The organism is Streptomyces sp. ITFR-16 (genome assembly GCF_031844705.1).
Classification (GTDB): Bacteria; Actinomycetota; Actinomycetes; order Streptomycetales; family Streptomycetaceae; genus Streptomyces.
This window is the reverse complement of sequence record NZ_CP134609.1, coordinates 7,121,107-7,141,516: the sequence shown is the minus strand read 5'-3', so window position 1 is coordinate 7,141,516 and position 20,410 is coordinate 7,121,107. Positions and strand designations below refer to the sequence as shown.

The 20,410-nt window shown below is 72.9% G+C and carries 12 protein-coding genes; 3 read left to right on the top strand and 9 right to left on the bottom strand.

The features are described 5' to 3' along the window. Positions 1-68 precede the first annotated feature (68 nt). On the bottom strand, positions 69-1,106 hold the full coding sequence (locus RLT58_RS31790; protein WP_311314715.1) for a hypothetical protein: 1,038 nt from the start codon (positions 1,104-1,106) through the stop codon (positions 69-71). A 105-nt stretch (positions 1,107-1,211) separates the two neighbouring features. Next, positions 1,212-1,760, bottom strand: coding sequence for a heme-binding beta-barrel domain-containing protein (locus RLT58_RS31785; protein ID WP_311313797.1), 549 nt, complete (start codon positions 1,758-1,760; stop codon positions 1,212-1,214). Between the two features lie 249 nt (positions 1,761-2,009). Here RLT58_RS31785 and RLT58_RS31780 point away from each other — a divergent pair, with 249 nt between their 5' ends. Then, positions 2,010-4,220: a HelD family protein gene (locus RLT58_RS31780; protein ID WP_311313796.1), complete on the top strand. Its 2,211-nt coding sequence runs from the start codon at positions 2,010-2,012 to the stop codon at positions 4,218-4,220. 215 nt (positions 4,221-4,435) lie between these two features. After that, positions 4,436-7,786, top strand: coding sequence for a GH92 family glycosyl hydrolase (locus RLT58_RS31775; protein WP_311313795.1), 3,351 nt, complete (start codon positions 4,436-4,438; stop codon positions 7,784-7,786). 55 nt (positions 7,787-7,841) lie between these two features. On the opposite strand, the gene katG is transcribed toward RLT58_RS31775, so the two are convergent. Next, positions 7,842-10,070, bottom strand: coding sequence for a catalase/peroxidase HPI (gene katG, locus RLT58_RS31770; RefSeq protein ID WP_311313794.1), 2,229 nt, complete (start codon positions 10,068-10,070; stop codon positions 7,842-7,844). Positions 10,071-10,442: 372 nt separating this feature from the next. Between katG and RLT58_RS31765 the strand changes: the two genes are divergently transcribed. Beyond that, a complete protein-coding gene (locus RLT58_RS31765) occupies positions 10,443-10,859 on the top strand; it encodes a Fur family transcriptional regulator (protein WP_311313793.1) in 417 nt (138 codons plus the stop codon). 13 nt (positions 10,860-10,872) lie between these two features. On the opposite strand, the gene RLT58_RS31760 is transcribed toward RLT58_RS31765, so the two are convergent. From RLT58_RS31760 to nadE, 6 genes are all read right to left on the bottom strand, one after another. After that, positions 10,873-11,412 carry an SLATT domain-containing protein gene (locus tag RLT58_RS31760; RefSeq protein ID WP_311313792.1) on the bottom strand — a complete coding sequence of 180 codons (540 nt, stop codon included), beginning with the start codon at positions 11,410-11,412 and terminating at the stop codon, positions 10,873-10,875. 50 nt (positions 11,413-11,462) lie between these two features. Then, complete coding sequence (locus tag RLT58_RS31755; RefSeq protein ID WP_311313791.1) at positions 11,463-12,830, bottom strand: hypothetical protein; 1,368 nt, start codon at positions 12,828-12,830, stop codon at positions 11,463-11,465. Next, on the bottom strand, positions 12,823-13,926 hold the full coding sequence (locus RLT58_RS31750) for a hypothetical protein (protein ID WP_311313790.1): 1,104 nt from the start codon (positions 13,924-13,926) through the stop codon (positions 12,823-12,825). Before RLT58_RS31750 ends, RLT58_RS31755 begins: the two co-directional genes overlap by 8 nt. A 56-nt stretch (positions 13,927-13,982) precedes the next feature. Then, the gene (locus RLT58_RS31745) at positions 13,983-15,605 is read right to left on the bottom strand and encodes a hypothetical protein (RefSeq protein ID WP_311313789.1); all 1,623 of its coding nucleotides are present in this window, start codon (positions 15,603-15,605) and stop codon (positions 13,983-13,985) included. A 7-nt stretch (positions 15,606-15,612) separates the two neighbouring features. Further along, the gene (locus RLT58_RS31740) at positions 15,613-19,017 is read right to left on the bottom strand and encodes a WD40 repeat domain-containing protein (RefSeq protein WP_311313788.1); all 3,405 of its coding nucleotides are present in this window, start codon (positions 19,015-19,017) and stop codon (positions 15,613-15,615) included. 220 nt (positions 19,018-19,237) lie between these two features. Beyond that, positions 19,238-20,068: an NAD(+) synthase gene (nadE, locus tag RLT58_RS31735; RefSeq protein ID WP_311313787.1), complete on the bottom strand. Its 831-nt coding sequence runs from the start codon at positions 20,066-20,068 to the stop codon at positions 19,238-19,240. Between the last annotated feature and the right edge of the window lie 342 nt (positions 20,069-20,410).

Sequence of the window (20,410 nt, the reverse complement as noted above, 5' to 3'; positions counted from 1 at the left end):
TGCCGGCCGGACCGGCCGACGGGCCCGCCCTGCTGCCCGGCTGCGGGGAACGTCCGGAACGGGTCCGCCTACCCGGCCGCGCGGACGCGGTCGTAGAGCTCGCGCAGCCACGGCCGGCGGACGGCGGGCAACCGCGCCGGCGTGTGGAGGAACAGGTGCAGGTCGGGCCGGAGCGCTCCCCACGGATGCGGTGGCAAGGGATCGTCCCGCAGAACCCCCCGGGGCAGTCCGCCCGTCGCGGGAACGGGCAACCGCTCACGGGGGAAGGCCAGATGCAGCCACACCCCGGCGGCGATCGGCACGACGTCGGCGGTCTCCGGCGGCTGCCGCACCTCCCCGGTACGCGGATGCCTGGGCACCAGCGCGATGTCGGGGACGCGAGCGGGCGCGGGCAGCCCGGGGCCGCGCAGGCCGAGCACCCTCCGCCCCGGCCCCTGGGGGAGCAGCGCGTCGGCCGCACGGCCCAGGGGCGCAGCGACGAGATCCTCCGCGACCTCCACCCGGGCGCCCTCCGAGGCCGCCACCAGGTGGGCCAGTGCCGCACCGGCCTCCGCCTCCCACAGCGGACTCCACCGGCCCGCGTCCTCGATCGGCGGCGTCGCCGCCCGCTCACGGACCAGCGTCTCCCAGTCGTCCGCCGCGAACTCCGGTCCGGGGACGGCGAGAACGCGCACCGCCTGCGGCTCGAACCACACCGTCTGCCAGTACGAGCAGTCGTCGATCCGCGTCGCCACCTCCCGACCGCAGTGCGCGCGGGCCAGGTTGGGACCGTCCCTGCCGTCCAGGCCCATGCAGTACCCGGCGCACCGCCCGGGGATCAGAACCGTGCCCCGGGTGTCCCCCGGCGCGACGACGACCGCTCCGGGAGGCCCGAAGGAGAGCCCGTGCAGCGGTGCGAACACGCCCCGGGCTTCCGCGTCTTCCGCCGCGATCACGTCCCAGCGCCGCCAGGGCAGCCCCGAAGGTTCCGGGTCGACGGCGTACGTCCCCGATTCCATGAGCGGCGGCATCATCGCGTGACCGTACGCATGGCGGGCGTGCAGCGGCAGCCCCACCTCCGACACCGGTGCGGTGAGCGCGGAACCGCACCGCTCGCACACGAACACAGCCAAGCGGCCTCCCCCACCGTCCGGACACACGGATTGTTCCGGTCCGGCTCCCGGCGGGCCAACTGCTTTTCGTGGGAGGCCGCCAGACCTGCCGCGCGTGTGTCAGTCCCCGCCCTCGCGCCTGAGCCGCGCCGAGAGATGGTGCTGCAGCCGCTCACCGACCGCCGCGAGGTCGTGGACGAAGTCGAGCGTGCCGTCGTCCGTCACCGTGTAGCGGCGCCGGCTGGCCTCGACCTTCTTGGCGGTGGGGGTGAGGGCGATCTGATGGGTGGTTAGATCGACCGCGTTCTCGCCCGCCTCGCCGACCAGGATCTCGGCGATGCCGGTCGGCTGGGTGATCAGCGCCTCCACCCGCCCCTCCGGCTGCATCCGCCACCAGCCGCTCTCCCGCGCCGCCGGCCTCAGCGGGGCGCCGTCCGCGTCGAGCAGCCAGGCACGCGCCTCGTAGTGCAGGAAGGGGCGTCCGTCGTGGCTGAAGGTGACCTCCTGCGCATAGGCGAAATCCTCGGCGAGCGTCGGGTATCCGCCGCTCCCCCGGCCGGTCCAGGTGCCGAGGAGGCCGGTCAGCGGGGCGAGCAGCGCGTGCGGCGCCGGTGCCTCGTCCGCGCGCAGGGCGTCGGGGTACGGGTGCTTCCGGACGGACTCGGGCATGGTGGGGGTGCTCCTGGGTCGAGGGCGGTGCCACCTCGCACCCTAGGGCCTGTCCCGCCGCATCGGCGGCAGGCCGGTCACGGCTTCCCGCCGGACACGGAAAATCCCCGGTCCGCAATTGCGGACCGGGGATTTTCGCAGGTATATTGAGTGTTTCTGTGTGCCCACAGAAAAGGCCCCTCAATGGGGGCCACTAAGAAACACCTTATCCGTCAGGGAGCAATGTTGTCAACTCGGGAAAGCGCCGAATTGCAGAAGGAGCAGGAATTCATCGACCGGCTCTACGACCGGGTCGACGTGCTGCGCGGAGTGGCCGCCCAGCGGGTCGAGGACGCCCTGACGCCGGTCGGGACCGGGCTGCAGGCGCGCCTGGAGCGCGATGTGCTGGTGTCCGAGCGCTCGGGTCTGCTGGCCGCCCTGAACGCGGTCGACGGATCGCTGTGTTTCGGGCGCATCGATCTCTCCGACGGCGCCGCGCACCACATCGGCCGGATCGGAATCCGTGCGGACGACACCGCCCGCACACCTCTGCTGATCGACTGGCGCGCCCCGGTCGCCCGCCCCTTCTACCTCGCCACCGGCCACACCCCCATGGGCCTGCGCCGACGCCGCCACATCACCACCGAGGGGCGCACCGTCACCGAGCTCCACGACGAGATCCTCGACGTCGGCGACCGGGAGCGCACCGGCTTCGAGGACCCGAGCGGCGACACCGTGCTCCTGGCCGCCGTGAACTCCGCCCGTACCGGACGCATGGGCGACATCGTGCGGACCATCCAGGCGGAGCAGGACCGCATCATCCGCGCCCCGCACCGCGGCGTCCTCGTCGTCGAGGGCGGCCCCGGCACCGGAAAGACGGCGGTGGCCCTGCACCGTGCGGCCTTCCTGCTGTACGAGCACCGCGAGCTGCTGGCCAAGCGCGCCGTCCTGATCGTGGGTCCCAACCCCGCCTTCCTCAGCTACATCGGCGAGGTGCTGCCCGCGCTCGGGGAGACCGGGGTCCTGCTCGCCACCCAGGCCGAGCTCTTCCCCGGGGTCCACGCCCGGGGCACCGACACCCCCCGCGCGGCGGCGGTGAAGGGCGCGGAGCCGATGGCCGAGGCGCTGGCCCTCGCCGTGCGCGACCGGCAGCAGCTGCCCGAGCCCGGGGCGCCCATGGTCCTGCGGCACGACGACGGCGACCTCGTCCTGGACTGGGAGATCGCCTACGAGGCCCGGCAGGCCGCCCGCGACACCCGGCTCCCCCACAACCTCGCCCGGCCGCACTTCGCCTTCCGTGTCATCGACGCGCTCACCGAGCAGCTCACCGAGCGCATCGGCGCCGACCCGTACGGCGGCCCCAACTTCCTCGGCCCCGACGACATCGCCCAGCTCGGCAAGGCCGTCGCCCTCAGCAAGGAGGTGCACGCCGCCATCGACGAGCTGTGGCCGCCGCTCACCCCGGAGGGCTTCCTCGCCGACTACCTGGCCGAGCCCGTCTACGTACCCGACGCGGACGCCGAGGCCATCCGGCGCGCGCCCGGCGAGGGGACATGGACCCCGGCCGACGTACCGCTGCTCGACGAGGCGGCGGAGCTGCTGGGCGACGACGACAGCGCCGCGCGGGCGGCCGCAGAGGCCGAGCGCCAGGAGCGGATCGCGTACGCGCAGGGCGTCCTCGAACTCTCGCGGGGCTCCGAGTCGTACGAGTTCGAGGACGAGGAGTCCGAGGTCCTGGCCGCCCACGACATCATCGACGCCGAGCGGATGGCGGAGCGGCAGGAGGAGGCCGATCACCGCAGCGCGGCCGAGCGCGCCGCCGCCGACCGGACCTGGGCGTTCGGGCACATCGTCGTGGACGAGGCGCAGGAGCTGTCGCCGATGGCGTGGCGGCTGCTGATGCGCCGCTCGCCGACCCGTTCGCTGACGCTGGTCGGGGACCCCGCGCAGACCTCCGAGGAGGCCGGTGTCGGCTCGTGGAAGGAGATCCTGGAGCCGTACGTGGGCGACCGCTTCGAGCATGTCCGGCTGGACGTCAACTACCGTACGCCCGCCGAGGTCATGGAGCTGGCGGCCCGGGTGCTGCGCGCGGACGACCCGTCGTTCGAGCCGCCCGGTTCGGTGCGCTCCACCGGCGAGACGCCGTGGATCCGGGACGCCGGGGAGGATCTGGCCGGTGCGGTGGCCCGGGCGGTCGCGGAGCTGACGCCCGAGGAGGGACGCCTCGCGGTGATCGCGCCGCGGACGCTCCACGAGGAGATCGCCGCTCCGCTCGCCGGGGTCAGCGCCGGTGACGAGCCCGATCTGACCCGCACGGTGGTCCTGCTCGACCCCCGGCAGGCCAAGGGCCTGGAGTTCGACCATGTGCTGGTGGTGGAGCCGGCCGGGTTCGGGACCAGCGATCTGTACGTGGCGCTGACCCGTGCCACGCAGCGGCTGGGGATCATCCACCGGGAGGCGCTTCCCGCCTCGCTGCGCTGACGGAAGGCGGCCCCCGCAACGGGGGCCACGCGCCGGGCTGTTGTGTGCGGACAGCCCGGCCGGACGGATGGATTCCGGGAATCCTTGACACCCCGGATCGGCAGGAGGAGCATCCTCACGTCGTTGACAACGTTGTCGGATCGACGCCGTTCCGCAGCGGTCACGGCGTCGGCTCCGCCGCGTTGACCGTCCGTCACCAAGGAAGGGCAGGAACGGTGCCACAGACGCACAACCGTCGCACGCACACCGGGATCCGGGCCGTCAGCTCCGTCACGGCCGCCGCCCTGGCCGTGCTGGGCCTGGCGGCCGCGACCGCCCCCGCATCCGCGGCCGGCCGCCCCGACACCGTCAGGAACCCGGTGTCGTACGTCGATCCGCTCATCGGCACGTCGAATGCCGGGAACACCTACCCCGGCGCCGTGCAGCCGTTCGGGATGCTGGCCTGGAGTCCGCAGAACTCGAAGGGCAGACAGGTCTCGACGCCCGCCCCGGGCGGTTACCAGTACGACGCGAAGAAGATCCGCGGCTTCAGTCTCACGCACCTCAACGGCGTCGGATGCTCCGGTGCGAACGGCGACATCCCGATCATGCCGTACGTGGGAGACGTCGACTCCTCCCCCAGCACGGACACCGCCGACGCGAAGTACGCGAGCGATTTCTCGCACGACGACGAGACCGCCTCGCCCGGCTACTACCAGGTCGGTCTGGCCAGTGGCGCGTCGGCGGCGCTCACCACCACCGCCCGGACCGGGTCCGGGCGGTTCGGCTTCCCGGCGGACAAGCCGGCCAGCCTGCTCTTCCGCACCTCGAACTCGGAGACCGGCAGCACCGGCGCGACGGTGCGGATCGACAAGGCGGCCCGGACCGTGACCGGTTCGGTGACCGCGGGCAACTTCTGCGGCCCGCAGAGCGCGAACAACCGCAAGGACCTCTACACGCTGTACTTCACCGCCCACTTCGACAAGGCATTCGCGAAGGTCGGCACCTGGAAGGACGACGCGGTCACCCCCGGGTCCACCTCGGCCTCCGGCGGTACGGGGTACAGCTCGTCCGGCAACGCCGTGGAGGGCAAGGGCTCCGGCGGGTACGTCACCTTCGCCGACGGCACCACCGAGGCCCGCGCCCGGGTCGCCGTCTCGTATGTCAGCCCGCAGAACGCCGAGGCCAACCTCCGTGCGGAGAACGGGCCCGGCACGAGCTTCGACTCCGTCAGGCGGCAGGCCGCCGCGAACTGGAACAAGGCGCTGAAGTCGGTCGAGATCGGCGGCGGCACCGACGCACAGCGCACCACCTTCTACACCGCGCTCTACCACTCGATGCTGGAACCCACCCTGACCAGCGACGTGGACGGCCGCTACCTCGGCGGTGACCGCAAGCCGCACCGGCTCGCCCACGGCCAGAAGGCGCAGTACGGCACCTTCTCCGGGTGGGACCAGTACCGCGCCCAGGTGCAGCTGATGACGCTGCTCAACCCCCGGGCGGGCAGCGACTACGCGCAGTCCCTCTTCAACTACGCCGGCCAGCGTGGCGGCGAGTGGGACCGGTGGCTGCTGGAGAACGGCAAGACGAGCGTGATGTCGGGCGACCCGTCGGACGCGGCGCTCGCCGGGATCTACGCCTTCGGCGGCCATGACTTCGATGTCAGGGGCGCGCTGAAGTCGCTGGTCACGGCGGCGACCGTACCGACGGCGAACGACTCCGACAGCGCGGGCTGCAACGTCGAGTGCGTGGGCCAGCGGCCCGCGCTCGACAAGTACCTGGAGCTCGGCTACGTACCGGCGGACAACTGCCACTGCTGGGGCGGCGCCGCCGAGACGCTGGAGGACGCGGTGGCCGACTACGGCCTGTCGGAGCTCTCGCGGCAGCTGGGCAGGACCGCCGACGCGAAGAAGTTCCTGGACCGCTCGGGCAACTGGACGCATGTGTTCGACGCCAACGCCACCGCCGAGGGCGGGTACATACGCGACCGGAAGGCCGACGGCAGCTGGGCAGGCACCTTCACGCCGGGCACCGGCAGCGGGTTCGTCGAGGGTTCCAGCGCCCGGTACACGTGGATGGTGTACTCGGACGTGGCGGGCCTGGCGGGCGCGATGGGCGGCAACGACCGCGCCATGGAGCGGCTCGACGCGTTCTTCCGTACTCCGGACGGGGCGTTCGACTTCTCGGCGAAGGACGACACGCGCTACGACCCGACCAATGAGCCGGACATCAACGCCCCTTATCTGTACGACTACCTGGGGGCTCCGTACAAGACGCAGGAGACGGTCCGCGCGGAGCTGGACCAGCTGTGGACGGACACCCCGGGCGGTATTCCGGGCAACGACGACGCGGGCACGATGTCGTCCTGGTACGTCTTCTCGGCGCTGGGCATGTACCCGCAGAACCCGAGCCGCGCCGATCTGACGCTCACCGCACCGCTGTTCCCGCACACGGTGGTGCACACCGGGCACGGCAGGACGATCACGGTCGACGCACCGGCCGCCTCGGCGGACCACACGTACATCCACGGTCTGAAGGTCAACGGCCGTACGTCCACAAAGCCGTGGGTCCCCGCCTCGCTGGTCGCCCGGGGCGGCACGCTGGACTTCACCCTCGGCACGCAGGCCGACACCTCCTGGGGCAGCGCACCGGCCGACGCCCCGCCGTCCTTCCCCGGCGGCGGGCTGAAGTACTTCACGGGCGCCTCGCCGGACCAGCTGAAGGTCGAGCCGGGCACCGGCGGCACGGAGACGGTCGTCAAGGTGCAGAGCCTGGAGACGAAGGCCACCACCGTGCACTGGACGGCGAAGCCGCCGGCCGGGGTCACCGTCACTCCGTCGGAGGGCGACTTCACGGTCCCGGCGCGCGGTGCGGCGAGCGCGAAGCTCACCGTGTCGGCCGCCGAGGACACCGCCGAGGGGCACTACACGGTCCCGGTGACGCTCACGTCGTCGACGGGCGCCGAGCTGCCGAAGACCTCGGCGGCGGTGACGGTCGCCGAGAGGAACAGCCTGCTGTGGAACCGCAACAGCACCGGCATCTCGGCCGACGACGACAATCCGCAGGCCAACTTCGACGGCGAGGGCTGGAGCTACTCGGCCAAGGCGCTGGCCGCGGCGGGCGCGAAGCCGGGCGGCACGGTCTCGTCCGGCGGATTCGACTTCGGCTGGCCCGAGGCGGCGCCGGGCGACCCCGACAACATTGAGGTGGCGGGCGGCACCGCGCAGGTGCTGAACGTCCCGTCGGAGCAGGGTGACACGAAGCTCGGCCTGCTGGGCAGCGCCGCCGAGGGCTCGGCGAGCGGCAAGGTGACGCTGACGTACACCGACGGCACGACGCAGGAGGCCGAGGTCGGCTTCAGCGACTGGACGCTGGGCGGCGGCACGGAGCAGCCGTCGTTCGGCAACACGGTCGCGGTCCACACCGCGTACCGCGACGTCCAGGGCGGCGGTACGGATCCGGTGGGCACCGAGGTCTTCGCCACGGCGCCGATCGCGCTCCGGGCCGGCAAGCGGCTGGCGAGCGTGACGCTGCCGTCCACCACCGAGGGCGGGATCATCCACGTCTTCGCGGTGGCCACCGCCTGACGCTCCGCCCCGGACAGTACGGGCCGGCCCAAGTGGGCCGGCCCGTACGTCATGCTCAGACCAGGTCGAACCGGTCCAGGTTCATGACCTTGTCCCACGCGGCGACGAAGTCGTTCACGAACTTCTCCTTCGCGTCGTCGCTCGCGTAGACCTCCGCGAGCGCGCGCAGCTCGGAGTTGGAGCCGAAGACGAGGTCGGCCCGGGTGCCAGTCCAGCGGACCTTGCCCTCGGCGTCACGGCCCTCGAAGGTGCTCGCGTCGTCGGCCGTCGACTTCCACGTCGTGCCCAGGTCGAGCAGGTTGACGAAGAAGTCGTTGGTCAGCTGCCCGGGGGTGTCGGTGAGGACACCGAGCGAGGACTGCTGGTAGTTGGCGCCCAGGACGCGCAGACCGCCGACGAGGACCGTCAGCTCGGGCGCGCTCAGGTTCAGCAGGTTCGCGCGGTCGAGCAGCAGGTACTCGGCGGGCAGCCGGTTGCCCTTGCCGAGGTAGTTGCGGAATCCGTCGGCCTTGGGCTCCAGCTCGACGAAGGACTCCACGTCGGTCTGCTCCTGCGACGCGTCGACGCGGCCCGGGGTGAAGGGGACCTCGACGGCGTGTCCGGCGTCCTTGGCCGCCTTCTCGACGCCCGCCGCGCCGGCGAGCACGATCAGGTCCGCCAGGGAGACCTGCTTGCCGCCCTGCTGCTCGGCGTTGAAGGACTCCTGGATGCCCTGGAGGGTGCGGAGCACGCCCGCCAGGCGGTCGGGCTCGTTGACCTCCCAGCCGCTCTGCGGTTCGAGGCGGATGCGCGCGCCGTTGGCGCCGCCGCGCTTGTCGCTGCCCCGGAAGGAGGAGGCCGACGCCCACGCGGTGGACACCAGCTCGGACACCGAAAGCTCCGTGGCGAGGATCTTCGCCTTGAGCGCGGCGATGTCCCCGGCGTCCACGGTCTCGTACGTCTGCGCGGGCAGCGGGTCCTGCCAGATCAGGGTCTCGGCGGGGACTTCGGGGCCCAGGTAGCGGACGACCGGGCCCATGTCGCGGTGGGTCAGCTTGAACCACGCGCGGGCGAAGGCGTCGGCGAACTGGTCGGGGTTCTCGTGGAAGCGCCGCGAGATCTGCTCGTAGGCCGGGTCGAAGCGCAGCGAGAGGTCGGTCGTCAGCATCGTCGGCGCGTGCGTCTTCGACGCGTCGAACGCGTCGGGGACCGTGCCCTCGCCGCCGCCGTCCTTCGGCCGCCACTGGTGGGCGCCGGCGGGGCTCTTGAAGAGCTCCCACTCGTAGCCGAACAGGATGTTGAAGAAGCTGTTGTCCCAGGCCGTCGGGGTGTCCGTCCAGATGCCCTCGAGCCCGCTGGTGATGGCGTCGGCGCCCTTGCCGGTGCCGTACGTGCTCTGCCAGCCGAGGCCCTGCTGTTCGAGGGGGGCGGCCTCGGGGTCGGGGCCCACGTTCTCCGAGGGGCCGGCGCCGTGGGTCTTGCCGAAGGTGTGGCCGCCGGCGATGAGGGCGACGGTCTCCTCGTCGTTCATCGCCATGCGGCGGAACGTCTCACGGATGTCGCGGGCGGCGGCGATCGGGTCCGGGGTGCCGTTGGGGCCCTCGGGGTTGACGTAGATGAGGCCCATCTGCACCGCGCCGAGGGGGTTCTCCAGCTCCCGGTCGCCGGTGTAGCGCTCGTCGGCGAGCCAGGTGGTCTCGGGGCCCCAGTAGACGTCCTCGTCGGGCTCCCACACGTCGGCGCGGCCGCCGCCGAAGCCGAAGGTCTTCAGACCCATGGTCTCCAGGGCGACGTTTCCGGTGAGGATGATGAGGTCGGCCCAGGAGAGGTTCTTGCCGTACTTCTTCTTGACCGGCCACAGCAGCCGGCGGGCCTTGTCGAGGCTCGCGTTGTCCGGCCAGCTGTTGAGCGGGGCGAAGCGCTGCTGCCCGGCACCGGCGCCGCCGCGGCCGTCGCTGACGCGGTAGGTGCCGGCGCTGTGCCAGGCCATCCGGATCATGAAGGGGCCGTAGTTGCCGAAGTCGGCGGGCCACCAGTCCTGCGAGTCCGTCAGCACCTCGGCGATGTCCCGCTTGACCGCGGGCAGGTCGAGGGAGTTGAACGCCTCGGCGTAGTCGAAGTCCTCACCGAGCGGGTTGGCCACCGCGGGGTTCTTGGCGAGGATCTTCAGGTTCAGCCGCTCCGGCCACCACTGGCGGTTTCCGCCGCCCTGGGTCGGGTGCGGCGCGCGACCGTGCGCGACCGGGCAGCCACCGGCCTCCTCCGGCTCGGGGTCGGTGACGATCGCGTCGTGGTTCTCAGTCATGGAATTCCTTCCGGACGGGGCGGATCACGGTGCTCAGGAAATGCGGGTGGTGGAGCGGCCGGGGGCGCGGGCACCGGGGCGGGCCGGATCGCCGGGCGAAGATCTCCCACCCGCCTCGAGGGACGGCGGAACGCGGACGGCGCCGGGGCAGCCCGCACCGGCCCGCTCGCCGGTCCGGCCGTGTGCGAGCGGCACACCGGGTACCGGAGGGACGGCACCGCCTGCTGAAGTCACGCACTCTTCCCTGCTGTTGCCCTGGCCCTTGGCTGTCGGCCGGAACCGATCCTACGATGGACATAGTCCAAGTCAATACGACACACACACCCGGGCGCATCATTCGCCGGACGACAACGCACAGTTAGGCTGGTGGCCATGAGTGACCTGCTGCAACGGCTTCGCGGGCGCGGCTGGCGCATGACGGCACAGCGCCGGGTGGTCGCCGAGGTGCTCGCCGGTGAGCATGTGCACTTCACGGCGGACGAGGTGCTGATGCACGCGACCGCCCGGCTGCCGGAGATCTCGCGCGCCACGGTGTACAACACCCTCGGCGAGCTGGTCGCGCTCGGCGAGGTGATCGAGGTCGCCACGGACGGCCGCGCCAAGCGCTACGACCCGAACGCGCACCACCCCCACCAGCACCTGGTGTGCTCGGGCTGCGGCGTGATCCGCGACGTCCACCCCGTCGTCGACCCCCTGGCCGGCCTGCCGGACTCCGAGCGGTTCGGCTTCACGGTCTCCGAGGTCGAGGTCACGTACCGGGGGCTGTGCCCGGAGTGCGGCGGCGGCTGAGGCCGGGGTCCCGTCAGCCGGCGTTCTCGTCCACGGCGTACGTCTGCGTCCCCACGCCCACATTGGCCTTCGCCCGGCTGTAGGCACGCATGCCGGGCACCTCCGCCTTGGCGTTCTGCTCGTCACGGCGCGCGGTCAGCGCCGCGAGCGCCTCGGGAAGCGCCCAGTCCGGCAGATCGATCTCCCGGTGCTGCCGGGCGGCCGTCTGGATCTCCAGGTAGGCGTTGGCGGAGGCGGCCGCCTGTCCGGCCCGCTGGGGCGCGTTGACCGTGGTGAGGACCGCGCCGAGCCCTGCGGAGAGCAGGGCCAGGATGCCCGCGGCCGTGCCGCCGGCGGACTCCACCAGTGCCGTGGTCCCGGCGACGGCGGCCAGCAGGGTCGTAGGAATGCCGAGGGCCCAGTGCAGGGCCCGCCAGCGCTTGGCCTGTTCGAACTGGGTCTGGGCGCTGTAGGTGGCGCTTTCCTCCAGTCGCCGGAACTCGGCGTGGAGCGCCCGTCGGCGGGCCTCCGTTCCCGGGCTCGGCGGACCTGCTGGTGAAGCTGCGGTATCCACCCGTCCAAGGTAGCCGCCCGGCCTGCGCGGACGGGCCCGAACGGTCGAGTCTAGGAAGGCAGTTGGGCGTCGTAGGCGGCCAGCGCGGCATGCGCGGGATGGTGCGCGGGGAGGCCGTCGATCAGATCGTGCCAGCGGGACGGGCCGATGTGCTCGTTCGCGTGCAGGGACGCAAGGAGTTCCCGGTGGGGCACGCGGTCGAGGAAGCGCAGCGCGACCGGTGGGGCATCCAGTCCGACGTCGAACTGCCCTTCGGGGGCGGGCGCCGCGAGGAAGCCGTGCAGTACGTCGCCGGCGCTGTCGAGCAGCATCCAGTACCGCACCGGCGCGTCGTCCGCCGCCCTGCCCCCGACCGGGCTGACCAGGACGGGGTGGCAGAGGGGGCCGTCGTCCACCGCAGGACGCACGGGTGCGGGCGCCGTGGTGGAGATCTCCAGCTCCACGACCACCGCCCCGCCCGGGGTCACCACCACATCCGCGGACACCGGCCCCTGTTTCAGCACGGCGCCGGTCTCCTCACCCGCTCCGGAGGAGGCCCGCAGGACGAAGTCCGAGTCGAGCCGTGTGGTCAGGGTGAGGTTCAGAAGCGCCGGCCCGGGGCCGGTGAGCCGGTCGGCCGCCAGGCGGGCGCTGTGGTGGAGCACCGGATCGGCGCCGAGCCGGCCGGCCACCCCGGACAGGGCGGACCGGGTGGCGGCGGGCAGCCGGGCCGGGTCCACCGCCAGCAGCCCCGTCAGCAGGGCGGCCGCCTCCCGCGAGAACCACGGCCCGGCCCGCCCGTCGCGCAGTCCCCTGCGCAGGACGGACAGCGGACCCGCAAGCGAGAGCGCGGCGGGGGTGAACCAGTGCCGCAGCTCCTCGTCGGCGGACGTCCCCTGGGTGCCGCTCACGGACTCCGGGGCGGCACCCCCCGGCGTCAGCAGTACGGCAGTCGCACGGGCGACGGCCTCCACCCGCTCCCAGGGCAGGCAGTGGAACAAGGGAGCCGGAGCCCGGGTCTCGCGGCCCATCCGGTGGAGGAGGAAGTACCGCAGCTCAAGACTTTCGAGCCGCAGCCGCTCCACCGTCGCGGCATCGGCGGGGAGATCGGACCACCGCCGCTCCACCTCGGCGACCAGCTCCGCTCCTTGCTCCGAGGCGGCGATCGGGCGGCCGAAGTCGTCCAGTTCCACCACGAGCGAGCCGTCGGGCGCGCGCAGTGCGAGCACCCGTCCGGAGATCCCGTCGCGGTCGGCGATCACGCTCGTGCGCGCCCACGCGGCGGTACGGAAGCGGACCATGTCCCTGGCGTCGGACCGCTCGTCACCGTCGTTGATGACGCCCAGGGCCGGGCGCGCGCCCGGGTCCAGTGACGCGATCCAGCCGCTCAGCGGGCGGTGCACCGCCACGGTCTCCTCCAGCCGGGCCATGTCAGTCACGCTCCGGTCCGGCCAGCCGGCCGACCAGCGCGGCAGCCGGCCGGCCGTACTCCCGTACCACCGCCGACAGCGCCGGGGTGAGGCCGCCGGGAGGCAGGCAGGCGGCGGCGAGTTCGCGCAGGCGCCGCCACACGGCGTCGCCGCGGTCGTCCAGCCGGGCCACCAGATCCTCGGGCAGGGCGGTGGCCCAGCCCCGCAGCGCCGTGTCGTCCAGAGCGGCCACGCGCCCCGGACCGTCTCCGTCCGGGTCCCAGCGCAGCCGGAACTTCAGGGACCGCGGCAGCACGGCCGCGCAGGTCTCGGGGTCGTCCGGGAGCCCCGCCGGGACGAGACGGCGGCTGCCGCCGTCGTGGGCGAGGTCGTCCAGAGCCCGCCCCAACGGGTCCAGCACGAGGTGGTGGACCGGGTCGTAGAGCAGCGTGTTGACGGTGAGGTCCCGCTGCAGGCCGTCCCGGCGCAGGTCCGTCCCGGTGGCCGGCCAGGGCACGCCGCCCACACCCAGCCCCCGGTAGTCCAGCACCAGGCCCTCGCGCTGCGGCGGCAGGATCGAGCAGACCAGGCTGTCCGGGCTGAAGCGGCGCGGGTGCTCGTCGCTGGGGCCGTCGTCGCCCAGCACCTGGTCCGTCACGTCGAAGAAGCCGCCGGCCGGAGCCGTGCCCGTGGTGTCCAGATCCCCCACTTCGTCCGGACGGGCACCGGCCACCAGGTCCCTGGGTGCGCCGCCCGCCAGCCAGAAGCCGTGTCCGTCGCCGGTGAGCCGGTCGATCAGCGGGGCGAGGTAGCGGGGTGCGTCCGGCCCGTACACGAGTTCACCGAAGGCGCCTGCCAGCCCGGGGGCGACCTCGTCGGCGGGATGCACCCGGTCGGCCGCCAGCTGACGGCGGGGATGCGGGCCGACGCGCTCCACGCCGGGGTGCCGGGACACGCCCACGACACTGGGGCGCGACGGCGATCCGGGGTACTCGTCTCCCCCGCACTCCTCGTCCTTCGACTCGTCGCCCTCGAACAGGAGCAGATCGTCCGCCGGGGTGGGCAGCCCGCGCGCCGCGCACGTGAAGCCGAGGACGGTTCTGCCGTCCAGTACGTCCCCGGTCATGAGCGGACCGTCCGGGGCCCGCAGCCCAGCGTCCTGGGCCACCTCGTCGCGGCCGGTCATCCCGCCGCCAGTCCGGTCCAACGGGCCTCTCCGTTCTTCTCGACGGCCACGGTCAACGGCACGATCCCGGCCGTCGAGGGGAGATACGTCCACCCGCCGAACTCCGCGTCGCTCTCGTGCTTCAGGCCGAGGACGGCCACGTCCCGCAACTGCTGCGGGGTGCAGGTGGCCTCCTTGCCCGGTTCGTCCGCGCAGAAGGAGAGACCGGGATAGAGCACCGCGTCCGCCCCGTTGCGGCCCGGGTGCGCCCGGATCGCCCTGAGGATGTCCGAGGGTCCCTTCGCGCGGCGGATCCAGTCCCGCACCCCGGGCCGGCAGCCGTCGCAGAGCCGTACGAGCTCCTCGGTGTCACCGGCGGCTGCGGCCTTCTCGATCCGGCGGGCCAGCCGCAGGACCGAGTCCGGCAGCGCTTTGCCGTGGTCGGTCGTGGTGACCACGGCCGCGCCGGGCGGCTGTCGCACGGCGGCCGGAGGCTTCGCCGCCGCGCTCTCCGCCGGGGTGAACAGGAAGGTGGAGACGCCGTCCGCCAGCTTGTGCCGCCGCCCCTCCGAGACGAGGGTGAGCGTGCCGGTGGGCACCCGGGTGGCGTCGTCCCCGGCGTCGTCGCGCAATTGGGCCGTGCGCCCGTCGGCGCCGAGGCCCACACCGAGCAGACCGGTGCCGAGATAGGTCCACTTCCCGTCCCTGACGTAGTAGGAGACCGGCCGGCCCGGATAGGGGGCGTTGCAGCTGCGGAGGCCGGAGAAGGTGACGGTCATCCCTGTGCCCGCCCAGGCGGCGTACGTGATCGCACGCTGGTCGTCGATCAGCGCCTGCCGGAACGCGGTGTCGGCGGGCAGCAGGCGGGCGGGCCGGCCGGTGCCGCCGGAGTGGCTGTGCAGGGTGGAGGTCGTCCAGCAGGCGCCGCCGCTGTCCGAGTCGGACCAGGCCACGGCCTTGCCGTCGGGTGCCCGCCAGGCCTCCGTGAGAGTGGACGGAGACTTCGCCGGCAGCAGCGGGCGGAGCCGCCCGCGCCGGTCGACCGCGTCGATGGTGCCCTGTCCCCGGAAGACGCCGGGGCCCTCGGGGAGCGGAGTGAACACGATGACGTCGTCGGTGCCGCCGGTGACGAGGAGGGCGTAGGGCCCCTTGCTCCGGACCAGCGGAATGCGCTGCGGATCGCCCGTCGCGGCGAAGGTCAGCAGCGCGCTGCCGTCGCTCGCGAGGCTGACGGCATCCGTGCCGAGGAAGCCGATCCCTCGGCAGGGGCAGGCATGGGAGACCTCTTTCCCGGTGGTGACATCGAGGATGTGGAGCCGCCCCGTGGTGTCGTCCTCCACCGAGTCCGTCCAGGCCAGGCGCCGGCCGTCGGGCGACCAGGCGAGCCGCTCCGGCGCCCGCGTTCCCGTACGGACGGCCTGCCAGGTGCGGCCGGCGGCCTCGGCCAGCATCACCGCCCGCCGCTCCGGCCCGATGTAGGCGAGGACGGGCCGCTCATGGCCCCCGGAGGGGGAAGCGGCGTCCTTGCCCGGCCCGGAGGCCGGCCCTGCGGAGTCCGTCGAGCACGCGGTGGCCGCCAGGGACAGCAGCAGAAGGCCGGCCAGGGAACGCAGAAGGGGGGTGAGGGATGAACGCGGCATGGTTCGGTCACTTCTCCTCGGCGCACAGGTCGACGTACGGTTGGCGGTTGCCGATGTGCTCGGCCCACTCCTGCGGGGTGAGTCCTTCTCCGCCGGTCCACCGGCAGATGCTCTTGCGCCAGTCGATGCCGCCCACCGGCCACACGTTCAGCGGGCCGGCGGCGTTGTCGGTACGGAACGACCGGGTGACCGCCGCGAGCATCCGGTCGTCGGGCGACCAGTACAGATGGATGATCTCCCCGTCCCCGGTCCGGGGCAGGGCGGGCATGGACTGAAGACCGGTGGCGGTGTCGTGCACGAGGACCTGGTCGGCGAACCCGGTGGCGACACGGCTGCCGTCCGGGGAGAGCGCGACCGCCGTCGCCGTGGTGGTCCCCCCGGGCAGCCGCAGCGTGCTGCCGGTCCTGCGCAGAGCGGTGTCCAGGTAGCGCACGGTGTTGCCCCGGACGAGCAGGGCGAGACGTGAACCGTCGCGGCTCCACGCGATGCGGTACGTGTTCGGGACGGCCACCGTCCGGACGGGGCGGTCCCTCGGGTGGCGCAGGTCGATCTCGGCGAGCCGGGCACCGGCCTCCCCGGGCTGTTCCAGGGCGACGGCGGTGGTCCCGTGCACTTCCATCCCCATGCCCGCCGTGAGGGGTACTGTCGCCTGTTCCTTCCAGGTCCGGGTGGACCACACGGTCACCGGGCCGGTGACGTGCCGTGCGATCAGAAGGTCCGCTTCCGGCACGAACCGCACCGAGGTGACGATCCGTTCGGCCGGTGGCCGGGAGCTCTCGTCGACCCCCGACGGCCTGAGGTCACGCAGCAGGGTGCCGTCCCTGCGCCACACCCTGACCGTGCCGCTTCCCTCGTACTGCCCGGCGGCTGCGACGTACCGGGGGCCCATCGCCACGTCGTTGACGTAGATCTCGCGGGACCGGTAGTCCGTGACGTGCTGCCACCCCGCGGAAGTGCCGCTGCCGCCCGGGGTCTCCTGCCGGGTCGTGTACAGCCCTGCGGAGGCGCCGCCCGAGAAGTCGGTGAGCAGCAGTTCCCCGTCCGGGCCGAACGACCCCGCGCTGGAGGCCGGTGCGGTGGGGCTGCCGAGCGGGCCGGGGTTGGCGTCGAGGACGTTGACCCGCCCGCCGCGGCCCGCCGCGACGACGGTGAACTCGGCACCGGCGGCGACGGCCAGGGACGGTCCGCCCCGGGGCCGTTCGAGGCCCCGGCTGCCGGCGGCGTCGCCGCCGGTTCCGAGCGGCACGAGGACGGTGCCGCTCTCCGAGGCGATCACCACGCTTCCGCTGTGCTCCACCATGTCCTCCGGCGCGGTCGCGAGCCCGCCGACGGGAAAGCTGAGCTGCCGGTGCCGTACCCGGTCCCAGGCCTGTACGCCGCCGGGGGTGGCCAGCACCACGAGTTCGTCGTTCGCCCCGATCCGGGAGGCCGTCCCCTGGACGTCGTTCTCGTCGATCTCCACGGCCGCCTTGTGACGGTCCAGGCCGACCGAGAGCACCGTGTTGTTCGTCAGCAGCAGGAGGATCTGCTCCTCCGCGGGTTCACGGTCGGGGCGGTGCGACGTGCCGAGGGCGACGTCGGCGTCCACCACGACACGGCGGCCGCCCGGCACGCCCAGATCCCCCATGGTGTCCAGGCGCCGGCAGTCGGTCTGGGTGCGCGTGGTGGTGTCGTACTGCGCCATCGTTCCGTCGTCCCGCACCTCGACCAGACGGACGCCCCGGTCGGTGAAGGCGTTCGCCACGGGCCGGCTGTCCGCACGGGCACAGGTCGGCACCGGGAGCCGGCCCCTGAGCACGGGGACTCGGTCCAGCGCCTCGTACAGCAGGACCGAGGTGCTGTCCCGGGCTGCGAGCAGCCCGCTGACGTCGTTGAGCACGAGCCCGCCGACCGGCCCGGAGACCTTCCCGAGCGCCTTGCCGGTGTGCAGGTCCCAGGACTTGATGTACGGATCGTCGCCGGTGGTGTACACCCTGCCGCGCTTGTCGTCCACGGCGACGCTGTCGACCTGTGCGGGACTCGCCCGCCACGAGAGCCGGACACCCGTGTTCGCCTCCAGCACGTCCCGCATCGCCTGCACGGCCCTGGGAGTGCCCGGCCGGACGTAGTTCCCGGCGAGACCGAGCAGTCCGGCCAGCCGGGGATCGGTCTGGCGGAGGGTCAGGGCCTCGGCGGAGAGGTCGGCCGCCAGTGCGTTGCGGGCCTCCTCCTTGCTCTCCTTCGACAGGGAGTAGGCCAGGACTGCGGCGATCCCCGCTGCCACAGTGGCGAGGACGACGAGGCTCCCGGTCCAGCGCAGCAGGCCCGGGCCGTCGACAACGCGGGCTCTGCGGGCGGCCTCATCGGCCGTGGAGGCGAAGATGAGCCGGGCGGACTCGTCGCCCTGCCACACCTCCAGCGCCTGCTTCCGGTCGGCCGCCGGGAGGATCACATTGCGCCCGTTGTCCGCCGCTCCCAGTTTGGTGACGTAGCCACCGACGGAGACGAGCCCGCCGGACGACGTCCCGTCGAGCGCTCCGACCAGTGCGGTACGGGGGTTGAGCCGGCGCACCGTTGGCAGCCGGGCCCAGCGCCCCGACCGCCGGCCCGCCTCCCCGATCAGAACGGCGAAGGCACAGCCCAGCGAGCGGTCGGCCACCATGCCCACGACCCCGTCGGGGCCGGTGAGCGACCACAGCACCGTCCCCCTGACACGGCCGCCGGCCACGGTCCAGGCGTCGCGCAGGGATTCCGCGAACCCCGTGTCGCCCCGGAACCCGGACATGGTCCTCGGGTCGGGAACCAGGGCCGGTGGCCCCCCGGGCAGGACGGAGACCCTGAGGGTCGCCCGCACCCCCTTCGTACCGCCGCTGCCGTCGTCGAACAGGACACTCGCCCCGGCCACGGTCCGGATGTCGGGCAGGGCGTCGTCCAGCGACAGCAGCCACAGCAGCGCGGGCAGGGCGAGATCGCTTTCGCCGGGAGGGAGTTCGGCCAGAAGGCGCCGTATGCGGGCCGCGTGTCCGGTGGTCGCGCCGTCGAGCAGGGCGGTGAACTCCGTGCCCTCGGCCGCTGCCGTGCCGGAGGGGTGGGCGGGGTGGGCCTGGCAGTGCCGGAGCCACAGGAGCCCGGTGCGCAACTGCCGCGCGGCGCTCTCGGCGTCGTCCACCAGGGCGAGCGCCATGGCGGCGGAGGCCCGCAGCGCCTGGGCCGCCGCCGGCTCGTCCCGCGGATAGGGGTCCACCCCCTCCAGGGCACGGACGGTCGTGGCCGCGGCCGCCCTGGGTGCCAGCAGTTCGTGCACCTGCGTCCGCTGGTCACGAAGGGTCCGCAGCACCCCGACGTCCTCGGCGGCCACGCGGGCCCGGACAAACCGGAGGGCCGGCTGGGCGGGAGCGAGAAGCTCGCGCCGGGCGGCCTTCCGCCCGGCCATCGAGAGCCTCCCGTGGAGTAACGCGCCCGCATCGAACGCCGCCGACGACTCGTCCGTCATCAATGTCCCCCCGCCCTCGGGAGGCGGCGCTCGATCGAGCCGCCGGTCCCGTCGGCACATGATGGCAGTCGGAGCCACGGATTGTCGGAAAGTCTCCGATATCCGGATGAGGGACGACTCGGCGGACAGGAGACCCGGCCGGACGGGGCGGCCCGGGTTCTCAGGGCGCGATGGGCAGACGCCGCTTGTGGTCGGTGAGGCGGTAGCGGCCGGTGATCTTGTCGTGGGTCCGCTCGTCCACCGGCTTGCCCTCGAGGAAGTCGTCGATGTCGTCGTAGGTGACCCCGAGCGCGTCCTCGTCCGCCTTGCCCGGGTCGAGGGTCTCCAGGTCGGCGGTCGGGGCCTTCCAGATCAGCTCGGCCGGTGCGCCCAGCATCTCCGCGACGGCGCGCACCCGGCGCTTGGTCAGGCCGGTCAGCGGGACCAGGTCGGCGGCGCCGTCGCCGAACTTGGTGAAGAAGCCGGAGACGGCCTCGGCCGCGTGGTCGGTGCCGACGACCAGGCCGTCGTGCGCACCGGCCACCGCGTACTGGGCGATCATGCGCTGGCGGGCCTTGATGTTGCCGTGGACGAAGTCCTGGTGGTGGGCGTCGCGGAAGCCCACACCGGCGGCCAGCGCCGCGTCGAGCGCGGCGTCGCTCGCGGGCTTGATGTCCACGGTCAGCACCTGGTCGGCCCGGATGAAGGAGAGCGCGAGCTGGGCGTCGTGCTCGTCGGCCTGGACCCCGTACGGCAGCCGCATCGCGTAGAACCGCGCGTCGTGCCCGGCGTCCCTGGCGCGCTCGACGGCCAGCTGGCACAGCCGGCCCGCGGTGGTGGAGTCGACGCCTCCGCTGATGCCGAGCACCAGGGAGCGCAGCCCGGTCGAGGCCAGCCGCTCGGCGAGGAAGGCCACCCGGCGCTCGATCTCCCGCTCGGCCTCGAAGGTCTCGGCCACCTCGAGTTCCCGGGCGATCTCCTGCTGCAGGGCGATGGACGCCGGCTCGCTCACTTCTGCTCCTTGTTCCCGTCAACGATGTGCTGTCGAGCCACCCTAACTTCAGGGGCGGTCGCGGACGCCGGTGACCTGGGCGTCGACGGTGCGCCCGGGCCCGCAGCGCCCTCGGTCCGGCTGCCGTCACGGCCGGCCCGCGTTTCCGCGGATATCCGTAAGGCACCGGACAATCAGCGGATTATCCACCGCATCACCGGCATTCCGATCGGCCTGCTGATCCGTTTTGCGGTCGCTGCCTCGAATTGCGGCAATCGCTCGGCGCAGCGGTCGCACTGGCTTGTTCTTCACCCTTGCCGGAGCCATTCCCACCGGGTGGGACCGGCCGCCGAATACCCTCCG